Source organism: Aquitalea sp. LB_tupeE (assembly GCF_013391415.1).
GTDB lineage: Bacteria > Pseudomonadota > Gammaproteobacteria > Burkholderiales > Chromobacteriaceae > Aquitalea.
This window is the reverse complement of the sequence record NZ_JACAXB010000034.1, coordinates 215,008-233,509: the sequence shown is the minus strand read 5'-3', so window position 1 is coordinate 233,509 and position 18,502 is coordinate 215,008. Positions and strand designations below refer to the sequence as shown.

18 protein-coding genes are annotated in these 18,502 nt (G+C 60.5%); 13 read left to right on the top strand and 5 right to left on the bottom strand.

Going from position 1 to position 18,502, the window contains the following annotated elements:
- Positions 1-157 precede the first annotated feature (157 nt).
- From HWX34_RS18775 to HWX34_RS18755, 5 genes are read left to right on the top strand one after another with little or no spacing between them, the layout of a single operon-like run.
- Positions 158-1,405, top strand: a complete 1,248-nt coding sequence (locus HWX34_RS18775; protein WP_178973693.1) for a TolC family protein — start codon at positions 158-160, stop codon at positions 1,403-1,405.
- A gap of 1 nt (position 1,406) precedes the next feature.
- The gene (locus tag HWX34_RS18770) at positions 1,407-2,318 is read left to right on the top strand and encodes an HlyD family secretion protein (RefSeq protein ID WP_178973692.1); all 912 of its coding nucleotides are present in this window, start codon (positions 1,407-1,409) and stop codon (positions 2,316-2,318) included.
- Positions 2,319-2,320: 2 nt separating this feature from the next.
- The gene (locus HWX34_RS18765) at positions 2,321-4,255 is read left to right on the top strand and encodes an ATP-binding cassette domain-containing protein (protein WP_178973691.1); all 1,935 of its coding nucleotides are present in this window, start codon (positions 2,321-2,323) and stop codon (positions 4,253-4,255) included.
- Positions 4,252-5,406 carry an ABC transporter permease gene (locus tag HWX34_RS18760; protein ID WP_178973690.1) on the top strand — a complete coding sequence of 385 codons (1,155 nt, stop codon included), beginning with the start codon at positions 4,252-4,254 and terminating at the stop codon, positions 5,404-5,406. Before HWX34_RS18765 ends, HWX34_RS18760 begins: the two co-directional genes overlap by 4 nt.
- Entirely contained in the window at positions 5,403-6,554 is a 1,152-nt protein-coding gene (locus HWX34_RS18755) for an ABC transporter permease (RefSeq protein WP_178973689.1), read from the top strand. The genes HWX34_RS18760 and HWX34_RS18755 overlap by 4 nt, the downstream gene beginning before the upstream one ends.
- Before the next feature lie 76 nt (positions 6,555-6,630).
- Here the strand turns inward: HWX34_RS18755 and HWX34_RS18750 are convergent, their stop codons facing one another.
- Genes HWX34_RS18750 through HWX34_RS18740 form a run of 3 tightly spaced genes read right to left on the bottom strand, consistent with a single transcriptional unit; the run spans position 6,631 to position 9,832 of the window.
- The gene (locus tag HWX34_RS18750; RefSeq protein ID WP_178973688.1) at positions 6,631-7,275 is read right to left on the bottom strand and encodes a TetR/AcrR family transcriptional regulator; all 645 of its coding nucleotides are present in this window, start codon (positions 7,273-7,275) and stop codon (positions 6,631-6,633) included.
- A 57-nt stretch (positions 7,276-7,332) separates the two neighbouring features.
- Positions 7,333-8,208, bottom strand: a complete 876-nt coding sequence (locus HWX34_RS18745; RefSeq protein ID WP_178973687.1) for a mechanosensitive ion channel domain-containing protein — start codon at positions 8,206-8,208, stop codon at positions 7,333-7,335.
- Between the two features lie 13 nt (positions 8,209-8,221).
- On the bottom strand, positions 8,222-9,832 hold the full coding sequence (locus HWX34_RS18740) for a peptide chain release factor 3 (RefSeq protein WP_178973686.1): 1,611 nt from the start codon (positions 9,830-9,832) through the stop codon (positions 8,222-8,224).
- Positions 9,833-10,077: 245 nt separating this feature from the next.
- On the opposite strand from HWX34_RS18740, the gene HWX34_RS18735 reads away from it, so the two are divergent.
- The 8 genes from HWX34_RS18735 to HWX34_RS18700 all read left to right on the top strand — a co-directional run bounded on the left by HWX34_RS18735 (position 10,078) and on the right by HWX34_RS18700 (position 15,958).
- Positions 10,078-10,692, top strand: a complete 615-nt coding sequence (locus HWX34_RS18735) for a riboflavin synthase subunit alpha (RefSeq protein WP_178973685.1) — start codon at positions 10,078-10,080, stop codon at positions 10,690-10,692.
- Positions 10,693-10,885: 193 nt separating this feature from the next.
- Positions 10,886-11,992 carry a bifunctional 3,4-dihydroxy-2-butanone-4-phosphate synthase/GTP cyclohydrolase II gene (gene ribBA / locus HWX34_RS18730; RefSeq protein ID WP_178973684.1) on the top strand — a complete coding sequence of 369 codons (1,107 nt, stop codon included), beginning with the start codon at positions 10,886-10,888 and terminating at the stop codon, positions 11,990-11,992.
- A 102-nt stretch (positions 11,993-12,094) separates the two neighbouring features.
- Positions 12,095-12,562, top strand: a complete 468-nt coding sequence (ribH, locus tag HWX34_RS18725; protein ID WP_045844974.1) for a 6,7-dimethyl-8-ribityllumazine synthase — start codon at positions 12,095-12,097, stop codon at positions 12,560-12,562.
- A 44-nt stretch (positions 12,563-12,606) separates the two neighbouring features.
- Positions 12,607-13,053 carry a transcription antitermination factor NusB gene (nusB, locus tag HWX34_RS18720; RefSeq protein ID WP_045844975.1) on the top strand — a complete coding sequence of 149 codons (447 nt, stop codon included), beginning with the start codon at positions 12,607-12,609 and terminating at the stop codon, positions 13,051-13,053.
- Positions 13,054-13,127: 74 nt separating this feature from the next.
- On the top strand, positions 13,128-14,084 hold the full coding sequence (thiL, locus tag HWX34_RS18715) for a thiamine-phosphate kinase (protein WP_178973683.1): 957 nt from the start codon (positions 13,128-13,130) through the stop codon (positions 14,082-14,084).
- Positions 14,068-14,583, top strand: a complete 516-nt coding sequence (locus HWX34_RS18710) for a phosphatidylglycerophosphatase A (protein ID WP_178973682.1) — start codon at positions 14,068-14,070, stop codon at positions 14,581-14,583. The genes thiL and HWX34_RS18710 overlap by 17 nt, the downstream gene beginning before the upstream one ends.
- A gap of 19 nt (positions 14,584-14,602) precedes the next feature.
- A complete protein-coding gene (locus HWX34_RS18705) occupies positions 14,603-15,490 on the top strand; it encodes a neutral zinc metallopeptidase (RefSeq protein WP_178973681.1) in 888 nt (295 codons plus the stop codon).
- Between the two features lie 120 nt (positions 15,491-15,610).
- Positions 15,611-15,958 carry a hypothetical protein gene (locus HWX34_RS18700; protein ID WP_045844979.1) on the top strand — a complete coding sequence of 116 codons (348 nt, stop codon included), beginning with the start codon at positions 15,611-15,613 and terminating at the stop codon, positions 15,956-15,958.
- A gap of 57 nt (positions 15,959-16,015) precedes the next feature.
- Here HWX34_RS18700 and HWX34_RS18695 read toward each other — a convergent pair whose 3' ends face one another.
- Together HWX34_RS18695 and HWX34_RS18690 are read right to left on the bottom strand one after the other, a co-directional pair.
- Positions 16,016-17,281 carry an Hsp70 family protein gene (locus HWX34_RS18695; protein ID WP_178973680.1) on the bottom strand — a complete coding sequence of 422 codons (1,266 nt, stop codon included), beginning with the start codon at positions 17,279-17,281 and terminating at the stop codon, positions 16,016-16,018.
- A gap of 61 nt (positions 17,282-17,342) precedes the next feature.
- Positions 17,343-18,491, bottom strand: a complete 1,149-nt coding sequence (locus tag HWX34_RS18690) for a site-specific integrase (protein ID WP_178973679.1) — start codon at positions 18,489-18,491, stop codon at positions 17,343-17,345.
- Positions 18,492-18,502: the final 11 nt, after the last annotated feature.

The following is an 18,502-nucleotide window of genomic DNA, read 5'->3' as shown; positions in this document are numbered from 1 at the left end:
TTTGACTGATCAAGCGCAATAACCGTCTATGCAGTTGCAATATACTGAGGGCATTATTGATGAATGAGTGTTCATTACTTCAATGGCATTTTCAGGCAAGTTTTTACCGCTGTGGCTGGGTCTGTCTGTACTGAGCTGCCCTGTCCTGGCGGAATCATTGCAGCAAGCCTGGCAGCAGGCCGAGCAATACAGTCACAGTCTGCGCGCTGAGGCCCGCAAGGTAGATGCTGCCCGTTCGCAAGAAGAGGCTGCCCAGGCAGCAGGTGGGCCCTCGTTGACCCTGGATGCGGGTATCAGCCAGCTGGACAGCACCCCGACAGCCCGGCTGGATATCAGCCCGCTGACCCAAGGCCTGGGCGCGCTGGGCCTGCATCTGCCTGCCACCGTGGACGCGCCGCTCAGTAACCGGGATGTACGTTATGCCAATGCCCGGCTGGGCCTGCCCTTGTATACCGGTGGCAGGCTCACTGCTCTGCAGCAGTCGGCTGCAGCTGCGACATCAGCCAGTCGCTACGCCCGCGAGCAGGTACGCCAGTCCCTGCGCCTGCAAGTGGCGGACGCCTATGTCAATGTGCTGCGCGCGCGACATGCGGCAGCGGTTGCCAGCCAGTATCTGCACAGCCTGCAAGCCTATCAGCGGGATGTGAACAATTTCTTCCGTAAAGGCGTGGTGGCACGCGCAGATGTGCTGGGTGCAGCCCTGGCCGTGGCCGATGCCGAGCAAAAGCTGATTTCGGCCCAGCAGGCAGAAACGCTGAGCCAGGCTGCCTACAACCGCCTGCTGGGACGTGACTTCAGTCAGCCGGTGCAGGTGGATGAGCTGGTGCTGGCCGCAGATGGGCGCAGTCTGGCGGTTTTGCAGCAGCGCGCCTTGCAGCAAAGGCCGGAGCTGGCGGGCCTGGCAGAATGGTCCGAATCCTTGCAGGCCAATGCGCGCAGTGTGCGCGCCGAAAGCCAGCCGCAACTAGGGGTGTATGCCGCCTACAGCTATCTGAAAAACCCGTATCTGGTGAACAAAGGAGTGGGCTCGGTCGGGCTGGGGGTCAGCTGGAGTGTGTTTGATAGCGGGCTGATCCGCGCCCGCGCCGGCAGTGTCAGCGAGCAAGCCAGCGCGGTGCAGGACCAGTTGCTGGAAGCCCGCAGCCTGATTGCGCTGGAAGTGGAGCGCAGCCATAGCCAGCAAATCGAAGCAGCGGCACGTATCCGCGTGGCTGAGGCTGCCTTGCTGTCGGCAGACGAATACCTGGCCATCCAGCGCGATCGCTATCGCAATGGCCTGGCCAATCAGACCGAGGTGCTGGCCGCCGAAGTGCGGCGTGCAGACAGCCAGCGCAATCTGTTCAACGCCCGTTACGACCACGCCCTGGCGGTAGTGGCCTTGCAACGGGCCATCGGCGAGTTGTGACATGAACAAAAGCAAAGTGGTGATGGCGGGCGTGGTACTGGCATTGGCTGGTGCGCTTGGCTATGGCATCTGGCAAGCACGCGACCGTGGGCTGCCGGAAGGGCTGATCCAGGCCAATGGCCGACTGGAGGGCGACAGCGTGCTGGTGGCCAGCAAATACCCGGGGCGGCTGGAAACGGTCAAGGTGCGCGAAGGCGATATGGTCAGCAGTGGCCAGTTATTGGCCACTCTGCATTCGGATGAAGTGACGGCCCGCTTGCGCGCCGCCCAGGCCAGCCTGGCTGCCGCCCGTGCCCAGCAGCAGCGCGCCACCGCCGCTTCGGCACAGGCGGGCAAGGACGCCGCCCGCTTTGCCGACTTGCTGGCGCGCGGCTCGGTAGACCGCATGCATGCCGAGCAGATGCAACTGGCTGCTGTCAGCGCCCGCAGCCAGGCTGTACAGGCGGCGGAGCAAATCCATCAGGCCGAAGCTGCGGTGGCCGAAGCCACTGCCGTGCTGCGCGAATTGCAATTGACCGCGCCTTCCGGTGGCATGGTCAGCAATCGCCTGCGTGAGCCGGGCGAAATGCTGGCGGCGGGCGGCGGGGTGGTGGAGCTGGTGGACCTGAACCGTCTTTACCTGAAGGTGTATGTGCCGGAAAACCAGATCGGCAAGATCCGCCTTGGCCTGCCTGCGCAAATCAGAACCGATGCCTTTCCCGATCATCCGTTTGCCGCCACGGTGAGTCATATTGCGGCGCGTGCCGAATTCACCCCCAAGGAAGTGCAAACGCCTGATGAGCGAGTGAAGCTGGTGTATGCGGTCAAACTCAGCCTGAGCAGCAATCCGCAATTGCGCCTGACGCCCGGCTTGCCGGCCGATGCCGTCATCCGCTGGAAAGAAGGGGTGGCCTGGCAAGCCCCGCGCTGGTAACCATGAGCGATACCATCATCAAGGCCAGTGGCTTTGGCAAGCAGTACGGCGCGCAGGTGGCCGTACAAGGCCTGGACCTCGACGTGCGCCGCGGCGAGCTGTATGGGCTGATCGGCCCGGACGGCGCGGGCAAATCCAGCCTGATGAAGGCCGTGGCCGGGGTGTTGTCCTTTGAGCATGGCCAGCTGGAGGTGTTTGGCCAGTTACTGGATAGCGAGCGTCATGCCGAAGCCATCAAGGGGCGCATCGGCCTGATGCCGCAAGGCCTGGGGCAGAACCTGTATGGCGATCTGTCCATCGAGGAGAATGTCGACTTCTTTGCCCGACTGCGGCTGGTGCCGCGTGCCGAGGCCGCAGCACGCAAGGAACAATTGCTGGCCATTACCCGGCTGGCGGCATTTCGTCATCGCCCGATGAAACAGCTGTCCGGCGGCATGAAGCAGAAGCTGGGACTGGTATGCACGCTGATTCATGCGCCGCAGCTGATCATTCTGGATGAGCCCACCACCGGGGTAGACCCGGTATCGCGCCGCGACTTCTGGGCCATTCTGGCCCGGCTGATTGCCGAGCAGGGCCTGACGGCGCTGGTGTCCACCGCCTATATGGACGAGGCCAGCCGCTTTACCCGCATGAGCCTGCTGCATCAGGGCCGCAAGCTGGCCGAAGGCAACCCGGCGCAAATCCTGCAACAAGCGCCGGGCTGGATCGTGCAGTGCCGGGTAGAGCCGCAGTTGACCGCCATGCAGCGGCTGGCGGTGTGCTGGCCGCAGTGCGAAGCCATGGGGCCGGAAATCCGACTGTTTGTGCCTGAGGCTGATCAGCCTGCAGCCCGCCAGCAGGTGGTCGATGTGCTGCAAGGGCTGGAGTGCCAGCAGCTGGATGTGCTGGATGCCGAGCTGGAAGACGTGTTTGTCGCCATGCTGGGCGGCAAGCAGAATGCTGCCACGGTGCCGGTTGACCTGTTGGCGCACACAAGGAGCGAACTGGCTGGCCGGGAACTGGCCATTGAAGCCAAGGGGCTGGGCAAGCGCTTTGGCGATTTTGTTGCAGTGGGCGATGTCAGTTTTCAGGTGCGCCAGGGGGAAATCTTCGGCCTGTTGGGTGCCAACGGTGCCGGCAAGACCACGGCCATCAAGATGCTGACCGGCATCCTGCCGCCCAGCAGTGGCAGCGGTCGGGTGGCGGGCGCAGACATGCAACAGGCCGGTGCCCTGATCAAGTCGCGCATTGGCTATATGTCGCAGGCCTTTTCGCTGTATCTGGATCTGAGCGTGGTGGAAAACATCCGCCTCTATGCCGGTATTTACGGGCTGGATCGCAAGGCGCGTGATGTCCGCCTGCAATGGATTCTGGACATGGCGGGCCTGCATGGTCATGAAAACGCGCTGGCAGCGGCCCTGCCCATGGGCCTGCGCCAGCGCCTGGCCTTGGGCTGCGCGCTGGTGCATCAGCCCCGGGTGCTGTTTCTGGACGAACCCACCAGCGGGGTGGACCCCTTGGGGCGGCGCGCCTTCTGGGACATCCTGTTCCGCCTGTCGCGGCAGGATGGTGTGGCCTTGCTGGTGACCACCCATTACATGAGTGAAGCCGAGCATTGCGATCATCTGGCGCTGATGTTTGCCGGGCGGGTGGTGGCGGATGCCTCGCCGCAGCAGATGAAGCAGCAGGTGCTGACCGAGGCCGGCCAGCTGTACCGGGTGTATGCCGATCATGCCGCAGCCCTGGTGTCCCCCTTGCAGGCAGCCGGTTTTGCCAATGTGTTGCCTTATGGCAGTGCCTTGCATGTGCTGACGCCGGATGTGGAGCGGCTGCAGCAAGTGCTGCGCACGCTGGGGGTGGAGCGGCCGCCGCAGCCGCGCCCCATCGCCATGGAAGATGTCTTTGTACAGCGTGTCAGCCAGCTGGAGGCACAAAGCCAAGGGGGAGGGCAGCCATGAATCTGCAACGGGTGCTGGCAATTGCCAGCAAGGAGTGGCGCGAAATCGTACGCGACCGCCTGTTCTTCACCCTGGCCTTTGTGGTGCCGGCTTTGCTGATGTTGTTGTTTGGCTATGGCCTGTCGCTGGACGTGGAGAACATACCGTTTGCCGTGGTGGACCATGACCGCAGCGCCGCCAGCCGCGACTATGCCTACCGTTTTATCGATTCGCGCTATTTCCAGTTTCGCGGCTATGCCGGGGATGAGCGCGATGCCGCACAGCTGATTGGTTCCGGCGCGGTGCGGGTGGTGTTGGTGATTCCGCCACAGTTTGGCAAAACGCTGGCCCAGGGCCGTCCGGCGGCCATTCAGACCCTGGTGGATGGCAGCTTCCCCAGCCGAGCCATGACCACCAAGGGCTATGTCGCGGCCATCAATGCCGCCTTCAGCCTTGCAGCGGTGGCGCAGGCGGTGTCGCATGCCAGCGGGCTGTCGCAGCAGGAGGCGCTGGCGCAGTTGACGCCTATCGCGCTGGAGTCGCGCTATCTGTACAACCAGAGCGTGTCCAGCATCTGGTCACTGGCTCCCAAACTGATCATGGTCATCCTGATGCTGTCGCCGCCCTTCCTCACCGCTCTGGGGGTGGTGCGGGAAAAAGAAAATGGCTCCATCTTCAATATCTATGCATCGAATGTCAGTCGTGGTGAGTTTCTGGTGGGCAAACTGGCGCCTTATGTGGCCATCTCCAGCGTCAATATTTTGCTGCTGTGGTTGCTGGCGGTGTTGCTGTACCAGGTGCCGTTCAAGGGCAGCTTGTTGTTTTTCCTGCCCGCTACGCTGGTGTATGTGCTGTGCACCACTGGCATTGGCTTGTTGGTGTCGGTACTGGTACGCACCCAGGTGGCAGCGATGATTGTCACCATGGTGGTGACCATGATTCCGGCGGTGCTGTACTCCGGCCTGATCATTCCCATCGTGTCGCTGGGGTCCGGTGCGCATGTGGTGGCGCAACTGATGCCGGCCATGTATTACACCGATATTGTGGTGGGCTGCTTCCTTAAAGGGGTGGGGCTGATGTCCTTGTGGCGACCGCTGGCGGTGCTGGCTGTGTATGCCTGCCTGCTGTTTGCCGCCGGCTATCAGTTGTTCAGCAAGAGGCCGAACATATGAAAGCAGAATGGCAACTGGCGTGGCGGCGCTTTGCCGTCATGCTGATGAAAGAACTGAAGCAGCTGGGGCGCGACCGGGTATTGCTGGCCTTTATCGTCTATGCCTTTACCGCGGATATATTTCTGGCCGCCTCCGGCGTGTCCTTGTCCTTGAACCATGCCGCCACGCTGGTGCAGGATCTGGACCATAGCCCGCAGTCGCGCGAGCTGCTGGCGCGCTTCCAGCAGCCGTATTTTCGTATCGACGGTACGGTGTCGCAAGATGCTGCCGCCCTGGCTGCGCTGGATCAGGGCCGTGCCATGCTGGTGCTATCCGTGCCGCCGCAGTTTGGTCGGGATCTGGCCAATGGCCGGCCCACCAGTCCGGCCATGCAGGTGGACACCACCAACTCGGTACTGGGGTTTCTCGCCACCAGCCATGCGCAGCAGATTGTCAGCCAGTACGGGCTGGAGAGTGCCATGCAGCGGCTGGGCATGGGGGCTGAGGCCGCCCGCAGCCTGCCACAAGTGCAGAACGATATTCGCGTCTGGTACAACCCTAATCAGGAAGACAGCTGGTTTATGGGGATAGCGGAAATGCTGAACATCGCCACCGTGTTTGCCGTGCTGTTGCCCGCGGCCGCCATGGTGCGCGAGAAAGAGCGTGGCACGGTAGAGCAGTTGATTGTATCGCCGCTATCCCCCCTTGGCATTTTGCTGCCCAAGGTGGTGTCGATGACTGGGGTGATTCTGTGCGGCGTGGCGCTCAGCCTGTTTCTGGTGCTGATTCCGGTGTTTGCCATTCCGATGAAGGGTAGCCTGCTGCTGTTTTTTACCCTGTCGGGCCTGTATGTGTTCACCACCGCCGGACTGGGGCTGTTTGCCGCCACCATTGCGCGCAATCTGGCACAGGCAGGCATGCTGTCGATTCTGATTCTGGCACCCATGCTGTTTTTGTCCGGTGCCTGGACACCACCGGAAGCCATGCCCGGCTGGCTGCGTGGCCTGATGTTTGCCTCGCCCTTGCATTACTACCTGGACATTGCCTTCGGGATATTGCTGAAGGGGCAGGGACTGGCAGACTTGCAGCCCGCCATTCTGGGCATGAGCGGTATTGGTGTGCTGGTGTTCGGGGCGGGTTTGCTGCTGTTTCGTCGTCAGTTTGATTGAGACTTACTGGCGAGATGATATGTAACCAAGCCGTTTCCATACGGAAACGGCCTTGTCGCATTGGACGGGTACTGAGTCAGGCTGCGTGGCGTGCCTGCAGTTGCTGGAAGGCAGCCATGAAGTCCGGCTGCACATAAGGCTTGAGCAGCGCCATCACCTGACGTACACCGCGATGGCCGGAGGCCTCGGTAATGGGCGACTTGGGGCGTGAAGTCTGCTCGAAAGCAAACCAGAATTTCACCACCAGCCAGATATTGATGCTGACAGCCTCGATGTCTTCCTCATCCATCTTGAGCAGGCCCAGACGGATGAATTCGCGGAAATGTTCACCCAGGATGCCCTTGAGTTCGGTATTGACGAACTGGTGGTATTCCGACTGCAACTGCGGGCTGCGCGCGAGCATGCCCGGCAAGTCGTAGAACATGAAGCGGAACTGCCACATGGCCAGGAAAGCAGTGTCCAGATAGTTCACCAGGTCCGCCACGGTCATGTCGCGCTCTTCCGGCACGGCCAGACGCTGGTTGATGAAGTCGCGGTACATCAGGAAGATCTGGTAGACGATTTCTTCCTTGTTGCGGAAGTGGTAGTACAGATTGCCCGGGCTGATGCCCAGATGAGCAGCAATATGATTGGTGGTGATATTGCGCTCGCCCTGTTCATTGAACAGTTTCAGGCTTTCCTGAATGATGCGGTCGTAGGTCTTGATGCGGGGTTTGCTCATGAGGCACCGAAGCAATGGGGCAAGCGCGGATTATAACTGCTGTTTGGAGTTTAAGCTCTAATTATTTGACCCGCTTGCGCTCTGCGTTGGCGCTGCCGTATCGGGATAACAGGCGGCCATGAACTGATAAAGAATGGCCTGCTCGATGCGTTGCCGCTCCTTGGCTGGAATGGCAATGCGCAGAATCAGCTGGTAGCGCTTTTCGTCCACCGCCTGCATGCCGATACGCGGCTCCACCGACGGGGTGTCCACCAGATAACGCTCGGCCATGCGCTCCATGTGCAGCCTGGCGGCTTCCACATGCTGGTGACAGTGTTCTTCTGCCGCAGCCAGTAGCAGATGCTGGGCGCGGGTAGGGGGAATCTGATAACCAACCGGCACATTGATGATGTGCATTACATAGTCGCCCATGTAATTTTCCCGGATGACAGCCTGCGACAGCAGCAGGCTGTTGGGAAAAGTGAGGGCGCGGCCGGTCATCTGATGGGCATTATGCTGCGGGCCGATCTCCATGACCGTGGTGGACAAGAGGCCGATATCCACCACCCGGCCGCGAATATTGCCCACCTCGATATGATCTCCCAGGCTGTAACTGTTGGACGCATGGCGCACCACAAAGCCGGACACGCACAGGATCAGCTCCTTGGTGGCCAGAATCAGCGCGGCGGCAAAAGCCAGCATGGAGACGGCGATGGTTTGCAGCTCTTCCGCCCAGATCAGGCCAATCCCGGCCAGGCCGGAAATAAACAGCACATTGCGGGTGGAGACCGACCAGCGTCGGCGCTCTTCCACCGGCACGTTGACGTTGCTGGACAGGATATGTCCGACCACCAGCCGGATCAGCAGCAGCACCGCCACCAGCATCAGCGAGCGCACGATTTCGTGGCTGTAATCGGCGCGCAGCTGGCGCAGCAGGTCGATCAGGTCGGACATGGCGCGGTCAGGCTCAGTCGTTCAGCTTGACGGCGTGTTCACGGGTTTCGTGGAACACGATGTCCGGCCAGCGTTCCTGCGTCAGTTGCAGGTTGACGCGGTTGGGCGCGAGATAAGCCAGGTTGCCGCCGGCATCGGTGGCAATATTCATTTGCAGGGCCTTGATGAACTCGTCCAGCTTCTTGCGATCGTTGCAGGTAAACCAGCGTGCCGACCAGATGCTGGCCGACTCGAACACCGCATCCACGCTGTACTCTGCCGCCAGACGGCTGGCCACCACCTCGTACTGCAGCACGCCCACGGCACCCAGAATCAGGTCGCCGCCGCTGTGCGGCTTGAATACCTGTACCGCACCTTCCTCGCCCAGCTGTTGCAGACCCTTTTGCAGCTGCTTCAGTTTCAGCGGGTTCTTGATGCGTACCGAGCGGAACAGTTCCGGCGCGAAGAAGGGAATGCCGGTAAAGGCCAGTTCTTCGCCCGAAGAAAAGCTGTCGCCAATCTGGATATTGCCGTGGTTGGGGATGCCGATGATGTCACCGGCAAAGGCTTCTTCCACAATCTCGCGGTCGTGCGACATGAAAGTCACCACGCTGGAGGCGGCAATTTCGCGGTTCAGTCGCAGGTGTTTCATTTTCATGCCGCGCTCGAACTGGCCGGAACACACGCGCAAGAAGGCAATGCGATCGCGGTGCTTGGGGTCCATATTGGCCTGGATCTTGAACACGAAGCCGGAGAACTTGCCTTCGGTCGGGCTCACCATGCGCACGGTGGCGTCACGGTCTTGCGGAGCGGGCGCCCAGTTGATCAGTGCATCCAGAATTTCGCGCACGCCAAAGTTGTTGATGGCCGAGCCGAAGAACACCGGGGTGAGTTCACCGGCCAGGAATTCTTCCAGATTCCATTCATTGGAAGCACCCTTGACCAGTTCGATTTCCATGCGCAGATTGTCCATTTCCAGCGGAAACAGTTCGTCCAGGCGCGGGTTGTCGATGCCCTTGATCACTTCAATATCGGTAATCAGCTTTTCGCTACCGGCTTCAAACAGGATGACTTCGTCGTTCAGCAGGCTGTACACACCACGGAAGGTCTTGCCCATGCCGATAGGCCAGGTGATGGGCGCGCAGCGGATCTTCAGCACGTTTTCCACTTCGTCCAGCAACTCCAGCGAATCGCGCACTTCACGGTCGTACTTGTTCATGAAGGTGACGATGGGGGTGTTGCGCAGGCGGCAAACATTCAGCAGCTTGATGGTTTGCTCTTCCACGCCCTTGGCGGCGTCAATCACCATCAGCGCGCTGTCCACGGCGGTCAGTACGCGGTAGGTATCTTCGGAGAAGTCCTGGTGGCCCGGAGTGTCCAGCAGGTTGACGGTGTGATCGCGGTAGTCGAACTGCATCACCGAGGAGGCAACCGAAATACCGCGCTGCTTTTCGATTTCCATCCAGTCCGAGGTGGCAAACTTGCCGCCCTTTTTGCCTTTTACCGTACCGGCCATCTGGATGGCGCCTGAAAACAGCAGCAGTTTTTCGGTGAGCGTGGTTTTACCGGCGTCAGGGTGGGAAATGATGGCGAAGGTGCGGCGGCGCGCCACTTCCTCGGCAATACGGGACAATTCTGCGGACATGGATTAGGAACAGGCTTGATCTTGAGAAGGCGGTGATTTTACAGGATAGCTGCGCACAACAAAACATCGGGCGCTGCAAATAGTTTGCTGTGGTTTTTCTTTTTGACATCAGCAAGATAGCACTGCTTGTTGTTGCAGGTGCCTGGCAATGACAGGAAAGCGGGTCGGCATCGCGGCGTGATTTGGTTATCATCAGGGTTTCGCTGCCGGCATTGGCTGGCAGGCAGGACAGAACAGGAGCAGGCATGTTTACTGGTATCGTGCAGGGCATGGCCGAGGTGGTGGCCATCGAGGAAAAGCAGGATTTTCGTCGTCATGTGGTACGGCTGCCGCAGGCCTTGACCGGCGGCATCGAACTGGGTGCCTCCATTGCCCATAACGGTTGCTGCCTGACGGTAACGGAAGTGAATGAAGACCTGGTGGCCTTCGATCTGATGGCCGAAACCCTGCGGCTGACCAATCTGGGCGCTTTGCAAGTGGGCGACAGGGTGAATGTGGAGCGCGCGGCGAAATTTGGCGATGAAATCGGCGGCCATGCCATGTCCGGTCACATCATTTGCCTGGCCCGGGTGGAAGAAGTCATCCGTACGCCGAACAACTGCACGGTATGGTTCAGCCTGCCGGCAGAATTCACCAAATATGTGTTTGCCAAGGGCTATATCGGTATTGACGGTTGCAGCCTCACCATTGGTTCTGTGGATGGCAACCGCTTTTGCGTGCACCTGATTCCGGAAACGCTGGAGCGCACCATCATCCAGTTCCGCCAGTCGGGGGATGCCATCAATATCGAAATCGACCCGCAAACCCAGGCCATTGTCGATACCGTGGAGCGGGTGCTGGCGCAGCGTCAACCGGTGTAACCCTGGTTTTGCCATGAAATTTCGCTCCGGCGGCTTGATGCCGGACCGATTGGCTCCATGTTCAACAAAATATGCCAAGAGGCAGGGTCGTGAGCCGGGGTGAGGACGCAACCGCCGGGCTACGGCCAAACAGCTTTCTGTCGCCCGTGCGCAATCGTCGTGCGGCACGCACTCTATAAAAAGGATGCAGCAAATGGTTATTTCTCCGGTGCAGGACATCATTGCCGATATCAAGGCAGGCAAGATGGTGGTGCTGGCTGATGCGGAAGATCGGGAAAACGAAGGCGATATCGTGATGGCGGCCGAGTTTGTCACCCCGGAAGCCATCAACTTCATGGCCAAGCACGCCCGTGGCCTGATCTGCCTTACCCTGACAGAGCAGCGCTGCAAGCTGCTGGAGCTGCCGATGATGGCCGCCAATAACGGCACCTCGTTTGGTACCAACTTCACCGTGTCCATCGAAGCTGCCGAGGGTGTCACCACCGGTATTTCCGCTGCCGACCGCGCCAAGACCGTGCAGGCCGCCGTGGCGCGCAATGCCAAGGCCAGCGATCTGGTGCAGCCGGGCCATATTTTCCCGCTGAAGGCACAAAACGGTGGCGTGCTGATTCGCGCCGGCCATACCGAAGCTGCCTGCGACCTGCCGATGCTGGCTGGCCTGGAGCCAGCCGGGGTGATTTGCGAAATCATGAACGACGACGGCACCATGGCACGCATGCCGGAATTGCTGGAATTCGCCAAGACGCATGGCCTGAAGGTGGGCACCATTGCCGACCTCATCCACTACCGCAGCCGCACCGAATCGCTGGTGGAAGAAGTCGGCCAGCGTCCGGTGGAAACCCCGTTTGGCGCGTTTGACCTGCATGTATTCCGCGATGTCACCACCCGCGAAACCCATCTGGCGCTGGTTAAAGGTCAGCTGGATGAGGCTGAAGAAACACTGGTGCGCGTGCACGAGCCGCTGTCCATCATGGATGTGCTGGACCCGACCTCACGTCCGCATTCCTGGACGGTGCCGGGTGCGCTGGAAGCCATCGACGAAGCTGGCAGGGGTGTGGTCATCCTGTTGTACCGCGACGAAACCGGTGAGGACCTGCTGCAGCGTGCGCTGGGACAGAATGTGAAGCGTTCGCCCTGGGACGGCAAGACTTTCGGTGTGGGCGCGCAAATGCTCAAGGCGCTGGGCGTGGGCAAGATGAAGCTGATGTCGCCCCCGCTGAACGTGCCGTCGATGGCCGGTTTCAATCTGGAAGTCACTGGATTTTGCCAGCCTGAACACTTTCATATCGAAATCGGTTAAAATAACCGGTTTTCCGTCATGACCATCCCCTGATGCTGCCGCTAGCCCGGCTGTCAGGGGCTTATCTGATTGCCTTATCTGATTTTTGCCGTGAGGACTCACATGCTTGAAGCTATCCAGCGCATTGCCCCCGATTTCAACGGTCAAGGCCTCAAGGTCGGTATCGTTCAGGCTCGTTTTACCGAGGAAGTCTGCCATGGCTTGCGTGATGCCTGCCTGGCCGAGCTGAAAACGCTGGGCGTTGCCGCTGCCGACGTTACTCTGGCCACCGTGCCGGGTGCTCTGGAAGTGCCGCTGGTGCTGCAAACCATGGCCAAGAGTGGCAAGTTCGACGCGCTGGTGGCGCTAGGTGCCATCATTCGCGGCGAAACCTACCACTTCGAGCTGGTTTCCAATGAATCCGGTGCTGGTGTGACCCGTGTCGGTCTGGACTTCGACATTCCCATCGCCAACGCCATCCTCACCACCGAGAACGACGAACAGGCAGAAGTACGCATGCTGGAAAAAGGCCGTGACGCTGCCCGCGTTGCGGTGGAAATGGCCAATCTGCACAAAACGCTGCGCGGTTGAACCCTGGCGGGTTGCCGCTCACTTGTTCTTTTTAGGAAACCGATATGAAAACCGCCCGTCGCCGTGCCCGCGAATTTGCCGTTCAGGGCATCTATGAATGGGAATTGAATCCGGATCGTCCGGCTTCGCTGATTGAAAAACACCTGCGCGAAAATGAATACTTCGCCAAGGCGGATGAAACCCTGTTTCGCGCAGTGCTGTACGGTGTACTGAAGGATGTGCCGCTGCTGTCCGGCCAGATCCGCCCGTACTACGAACGCAACGAAGAGGAAGTCAGCCCGGTGGAACGTGCCGTGCTGCTGATGGCTGCGCTGGAACTGACCCAGCATCCGGAAACCCCTTACCCGGTTATCATCAACGAAGCCATCGAAATCACCAAAACCTTTGGTGGCACCGACGGCCACAAATTCGTCAATGGCGTGCTGGACAAGCTGGCTGCTGACGTCCGTGCCGATGAGGTTGCCTCGCAGCGTTCGCGCCGTCAGGGCTGATGACGCCAATCATGCACGTAAACTGACACCCGCCACGGCGGGTGTTTTTGCATCCAGATCCGGAATCTATCTACATGAACGAATTCGACCTGATTCGTCAGTACTTCACCCGCCCGGCCGCGTCCGCCGTGCTGGGTGTGGGTGACGATGCCGCCATTCTGCGCCCCACGCCGGGGCAGGATGTGCATGTTTCTGTCGACATGCTGGTGGAGGGGCGGCATTTTTTTGCTGATGTCAGCCCGCAAGCCTTGGGACACAAGACGCTGGCGGTCAATCTGTCCGATATGGCTGCCATGGGGGCGCGTCCGCGCTGGGCCTTTCTGTCGCTGGCCCTGCCGCAGCTGGACGAAGCCTGGGCGCGCGATTTCAGTCGAGGCCTGTTTGCGCTGGCCGAGCAATATGGTGTGGACCTGGCCGGTGGCGATACCACGCGCGGACCGCTCACGCTGTCCATCACCATCATGGGCGAAACACCGCAAGGCCAGGCCTTGCGCCGCGATGCTGCGCAAGTGGGCGATGATGTGTGGGTGAGCGGTGAGCTGGGCCTTGGCGCCATCGCAGTGGCCTTGCGTAATGGGCAGCTGGCGGATGCGGACATGAGCGAGGATGTGCTGGCGGCTTGCCAGTGCAAACTGGATTTTCCGCTGCCGCGTCTCGAACTGGGGCAGGCCTTGCTGGGCGTAGCGCATGCGGCGGTTGACGTGTCGGACGGACTGTTGGCTGACCTGGGGCATATCCTGAGGGCTTCCGGTGTGGCGGCGGAAATCTGGGCGGACTCGCTCCCCTCCTTGTCGCCGCTGGAAGCCGAGCGCGCGCGCTGGCTGGATTATCTGGCTGCCGGTGGTGATGATTACGAGCTGTGCTTTACTGCACCAGCTGCTGCCCGTACTGCTGTCGAGGCGGCTGGCAGGACGGCTGACTGCCGGGTGACGCGCATTGGCCATGTTGTGGCCGGCAGCGGTGCGCGCTTGCTGGATAAGGCGGGCGCAATCATTACACTTAACAAGGCAGGTTATGACCACTTCGCATAAGCAGGCTCCGGCCTTTCGCCCTGATTGGGCATTTCTCATGCGCCATCCGGCGCATTTGCTGGCTTTCGGTTTTGGTAGCGGGCTGGCGCGCAAGGCACCAGGTACCTGGGGTACGCTCGTGGCCTACCCGCTGTTTTTCCTGCTGCTGGCGGCCGGTGCCGGGCCGTTGCTGCTCAGCCTGCTGTGCTTACCCTTGTTTGTGCTGGGGGTGTGGGCCTGCCAGAAAACCGGCGATGCGCTGGGCGTGCACGATTATGGCGGCATCGTGTGGGACGAGGTGGTGGCCATGCTGCTGGTGCTGGCCTGGGCTCCGGCAGGCTGGGCAGGCTGGCTGCTGGCCTTTGTCTTGTTCCGCCTGTTTGATATTGTAAAACCCTGGCCGATCGGCTGGTTCGACCGGCGTGTGCATGGCGGTTTCGGTGTGATGCTGGATGACATCATTGCTGCTGCCTTTGCCCTGGTGGTGCAGGCGCTGCTGGCTGGCTGGCTGCCGGTCTGATTTTTGCAAGGAGAGCTTCATGCGTTGGGATGGCAATCGCGAAAGTGACAATGTCGAGGACAGGCGTGACGAGGAGGGCGGTGGCTCTTCCGGCGGTTTTAGTCTGGGTGGCGGCAGTATCGGGCTGGGTACGGTGGCCATTGGCTTGGTGGCCTGGCTGGTGTTCGGTGCCAATCCATTGCAGGTGATTTCTGCTCTGACTGGTGGTGGGCATCAGCAAGTGCAAACCCAGCCACATCAGCCCAAAGTGCATTCGGCCGAAGAAGAACGCGAGGCCAAGCTGGTGCGCGTGGTACTGGCGGATACCGAAGACGTGTGGGGACAGATTTTCCAGCAGCGTGGTGGCAATTACGAGCGGCCCAAGCTGGTGATGTTCAGCAATAGCACGCCCACCGCTTGTGGGCGCGGTGAGTCGGCCATGGGGCCGTTTTACTGCCCGGCAGATCGCAAGGTGTATATCGACCTGGCCTTCTACCGCACGCTGAACCAACAGCTGGGGGCGCCGGGCGAGTTTGCCGAGGCCTATGTGATTGCCCATGAAGTGGGCCATCACGTGCAAAACCTGCTGGGCATTTCCGGCAAGGTGGATGCGGCACGGCGCGGTGCTTCCGAGCGCAAATCCAATGCGCTGTCGGTACGGCTGGAGTTGCAGGCCGATTGCTTTGCTGGCGTGTGGGGCAGCCATGCCGACAAGGCGCGCCACATTCTGGAATCGGGTGATCTGGAAACTGCATTGAATGCGGCGTCCAAGATTGGCGACGATACCCTGCAGCGTTCTGCTGGAAGGGCTGTGGTGCCCGATAGTTTCACTCATGGCAGCAGCGAGCAGCGTGTGCGCTGGTTCAAGCGTGGCTTTGACAGCGGTGATATCGCCCAGTGCGACACTTTTGCGGCCAGCCCCTTGTAACAGGCGGCCTGCGGTCTATGCGATGTGCTTAATTGCACGTGCCGCAGGCCGGTCTGCCCCATCCGCTGCAGCTTTGTGGTATTCTTGCGCCCCTCTTGATTGTGACCCGTCACCCATCCAATGAAAGATCCCTGCGATCACTACACTTTTGACCTGATTGGCGGCGTACAGAAAAAGCCTGGACGCAAGCCCTTGGGTGAGCGCGCCATGACAGTGGCCGAGCGCAAGCGCCGCAGCCGTGAGCAGCGTCGTAACCGCCTGCAAGAGTTGTCAGTGACGGTGGAGTTGAGTCGCGACGCGCAGAAGTCGCTGGACAAGATGATCGAGTGGTGGGGGGTGAGCAAGAAAGAAGCCATCAACCGCGCCTTGCAGATTGCCTGTCAATCGCAAACCGGTCGCACCGGCATGTTGTTTGGCTTTGAGCTGCCGCCAGGCGGAAAAAAAGCCTCGCGCAAACGGCAAGGCTGAAACGGTTCGGACTAAACAAAAAGGCTGCTCCAGTGGGGCAGCCTTTTTGTTTGGGCATCAGCCGTAACGTTTTCTGGCTTCGATGGCAAGACCACTGCCGATGCTGCCAAACAGATTGCCTTCCACGTGGCGGGCATTGGGTAGCTGGTCCTGCACGCAGCGGCGCAGCGCCGGTACGCCACTGGAGCCGCCGGTAAAGAATACGGTGTCGATCTGGCTGGCCTGGATGTCGGCATCTTGCAGTAGCTTGTCGATGGTTTTGCCGATTTGTCCCAGCATGCTGGCAATGCTGCTATTGAACTGTTCGCGCAGCAGTTCGGCATACAGGCCGTCTTCGATCAGGTCCAGTTCCAGGCGGTGGCTGTCGCTGCCGGACAAGGCAATCTTGGCTTCTTCCACCTGCATGGCCAGCCAGTGGCCGGCGCGTTCCTGAATCAGCTTGAACAGGCGGTCGAAGGCGCGCGGGTCTTCCACGTCGCGATGAATATCCTGCAAGTCCATCCATGCCTTGCGGGTGTAGGCAAAGTTGATGGTGTGCCAGGTGGCCAGGTTGAAGTACTGTGCCGAGGGCATTTCGGCATTGTTGCGCAGGCGGCTCTTGAAGCCGAACAGCGGCATCACGCCGTGCAGGCTCAGCTGCTTGTCGAAGTCCGTTCCGCCAATGTGTACACCCCCGGTGGCCAGAATATCGGCGCGACGGTCGTCCAGCAGGCGGCGTTCCGGCGAGAGGCGCACCAGCGAGAAGTCCGAGGTGCCACCGCCAATATCCACAATCAGCACCAGTTCTTCGCGCGTGATGGAGGATTCGTAGTCGAAAGCGGCGGCCAGCGGTTCAAACTGGAAGGAAATGTCCTTGAAACCCACCTGACGGGCAATCTGGGCCAGTGTTTCTTCGGCTAGTGCGTCAGCTTTGGCGTTGTCGTCGACAAAAAACACCGGGCGACCCAGTACCACTTGTTCGAACGGACGGCCTGCAGCGCGGTCGGCGCGCTGCTTGACTTCCTGGATGAACAGGGTAAGCAGATGGCGGAATGGCAGGGCGCGGCCTTGCACTTCGGTCTGGCTGTCAATCAGGCTGCTGCCCAGCAGGCTTTTCAGCGAGCGCATCAGGCGGCCTTCGTAGCCTTCGGTATATTCCAGCAATGCCTTGCGGCCAAATACCGAGTGGTCTTCCTCGTAATTGAAGAAAACAACCGAAGGCAGGGTGATCTTGCCGTCTTCCAGCGCAATCAGCGTGTCTGCGCCGGGGCGTAGCCAGCCTACGGTGGAGTTTGAGGTGCCGAAGTCGATGCCGCATGCCCGTGCAGCGCTGCTTGTATTCATGATTCCATCCCGAAAAGCGAGGCGGGATGGTACGCGTAACCAGCCATTTTGGGAAGAGGCCTCAGGGTAAGGTGCTGTCTGTGTGTTTGCTGTTTTCGGGTTCTGCGTCAGTTTTCTGGCTGATTTCCTGCTCTTGCATGCGGTGCAGGCCGGTGGCTGCATGGCGGGCGTCTTCTTCGCTGTGCAGATAGCGGCGGGTGGTCTGAATGCTGGCGTGGCGCAGGTTCTGGCTCACCATCAGCAAGGGAATGCCGGCATCCAGTTGATGGCTGGCGGCGGTATGGCGCAGCCAGTGGGTGCTGGCCTGTGTCAGGCGGCTGCGCACGGCCTCGTCAGCGCTTTGGCTGGCGGCGCGTTGAAATATTTCACGGCAGATCAGATAAATGGCTTTGTCACTGATGGCTTGCAGGGGCTGGGATTTCTCTCCGGGCAGCTTGCATGCCAGTGGCGTGTCTTCCTCGTGTTCCGGTTGTGGACTCAGGCCCAGGCTGTTTCGATAAGCGGCCATGGCGGCCATCAGTTCGTCAGAAACCGGAATGTCGGCGTGGCTGCCGCCTTTGCCGTGTACCCGCCACCACCATTGCTGACGGCGCTGGCTGAAGTCGCCCATTTTTGCCTGTGCAACTTCCTGGCGTCTGGCGCCGGTGAGGTAGAGCAGGGTGATCAGCCAGCGGGCACGGGCGGCTTGTTGCTGGTTGCGGCGGGATGCGTCGGGGAGGGTGTTGATGGCGTCGAGTATGGCTTGCCAGCTTTGCTGATCGAAGAAGCGCTCCACCTGTAGTGTTGTTGCCTGCTGGCGCTTGCGCACCAACTTGAACGGGTTGCCGCGACGGTAGCCTGCCTCGCTCAGATAGCTGAACAGGGCGGACAGGATGGTGAGCGCCTGGCGGATGCTGCCGGGCTGCAAGGGACCGGTGAAAGGCTTCCAGTGCGGGTGCTGGCGCGGGCGTGCCGGGCCGATCCAGCGCTCGGCAGGCCATGGGGCCTGCAAGAAGCGTTGGTAGTCCAGTACGTCCTCTCGCTGAACCTGCTGTAGTTGTTTGTTGCGGTCGTTCAGCCACAGCAAAAAACGTTCGGTCTCCTTGCGATAGCTGCGCAAGGTGGCAGGGCGGTCAATGAATTCGCTGAGCCACAGCAGGACGGCCTGCTGGTCGGATTGGGCGGCGATCAGTGCTTGGCCAGCGGGTGGGGCGGGAAGGGTATTGGACATATTGTGGCCGA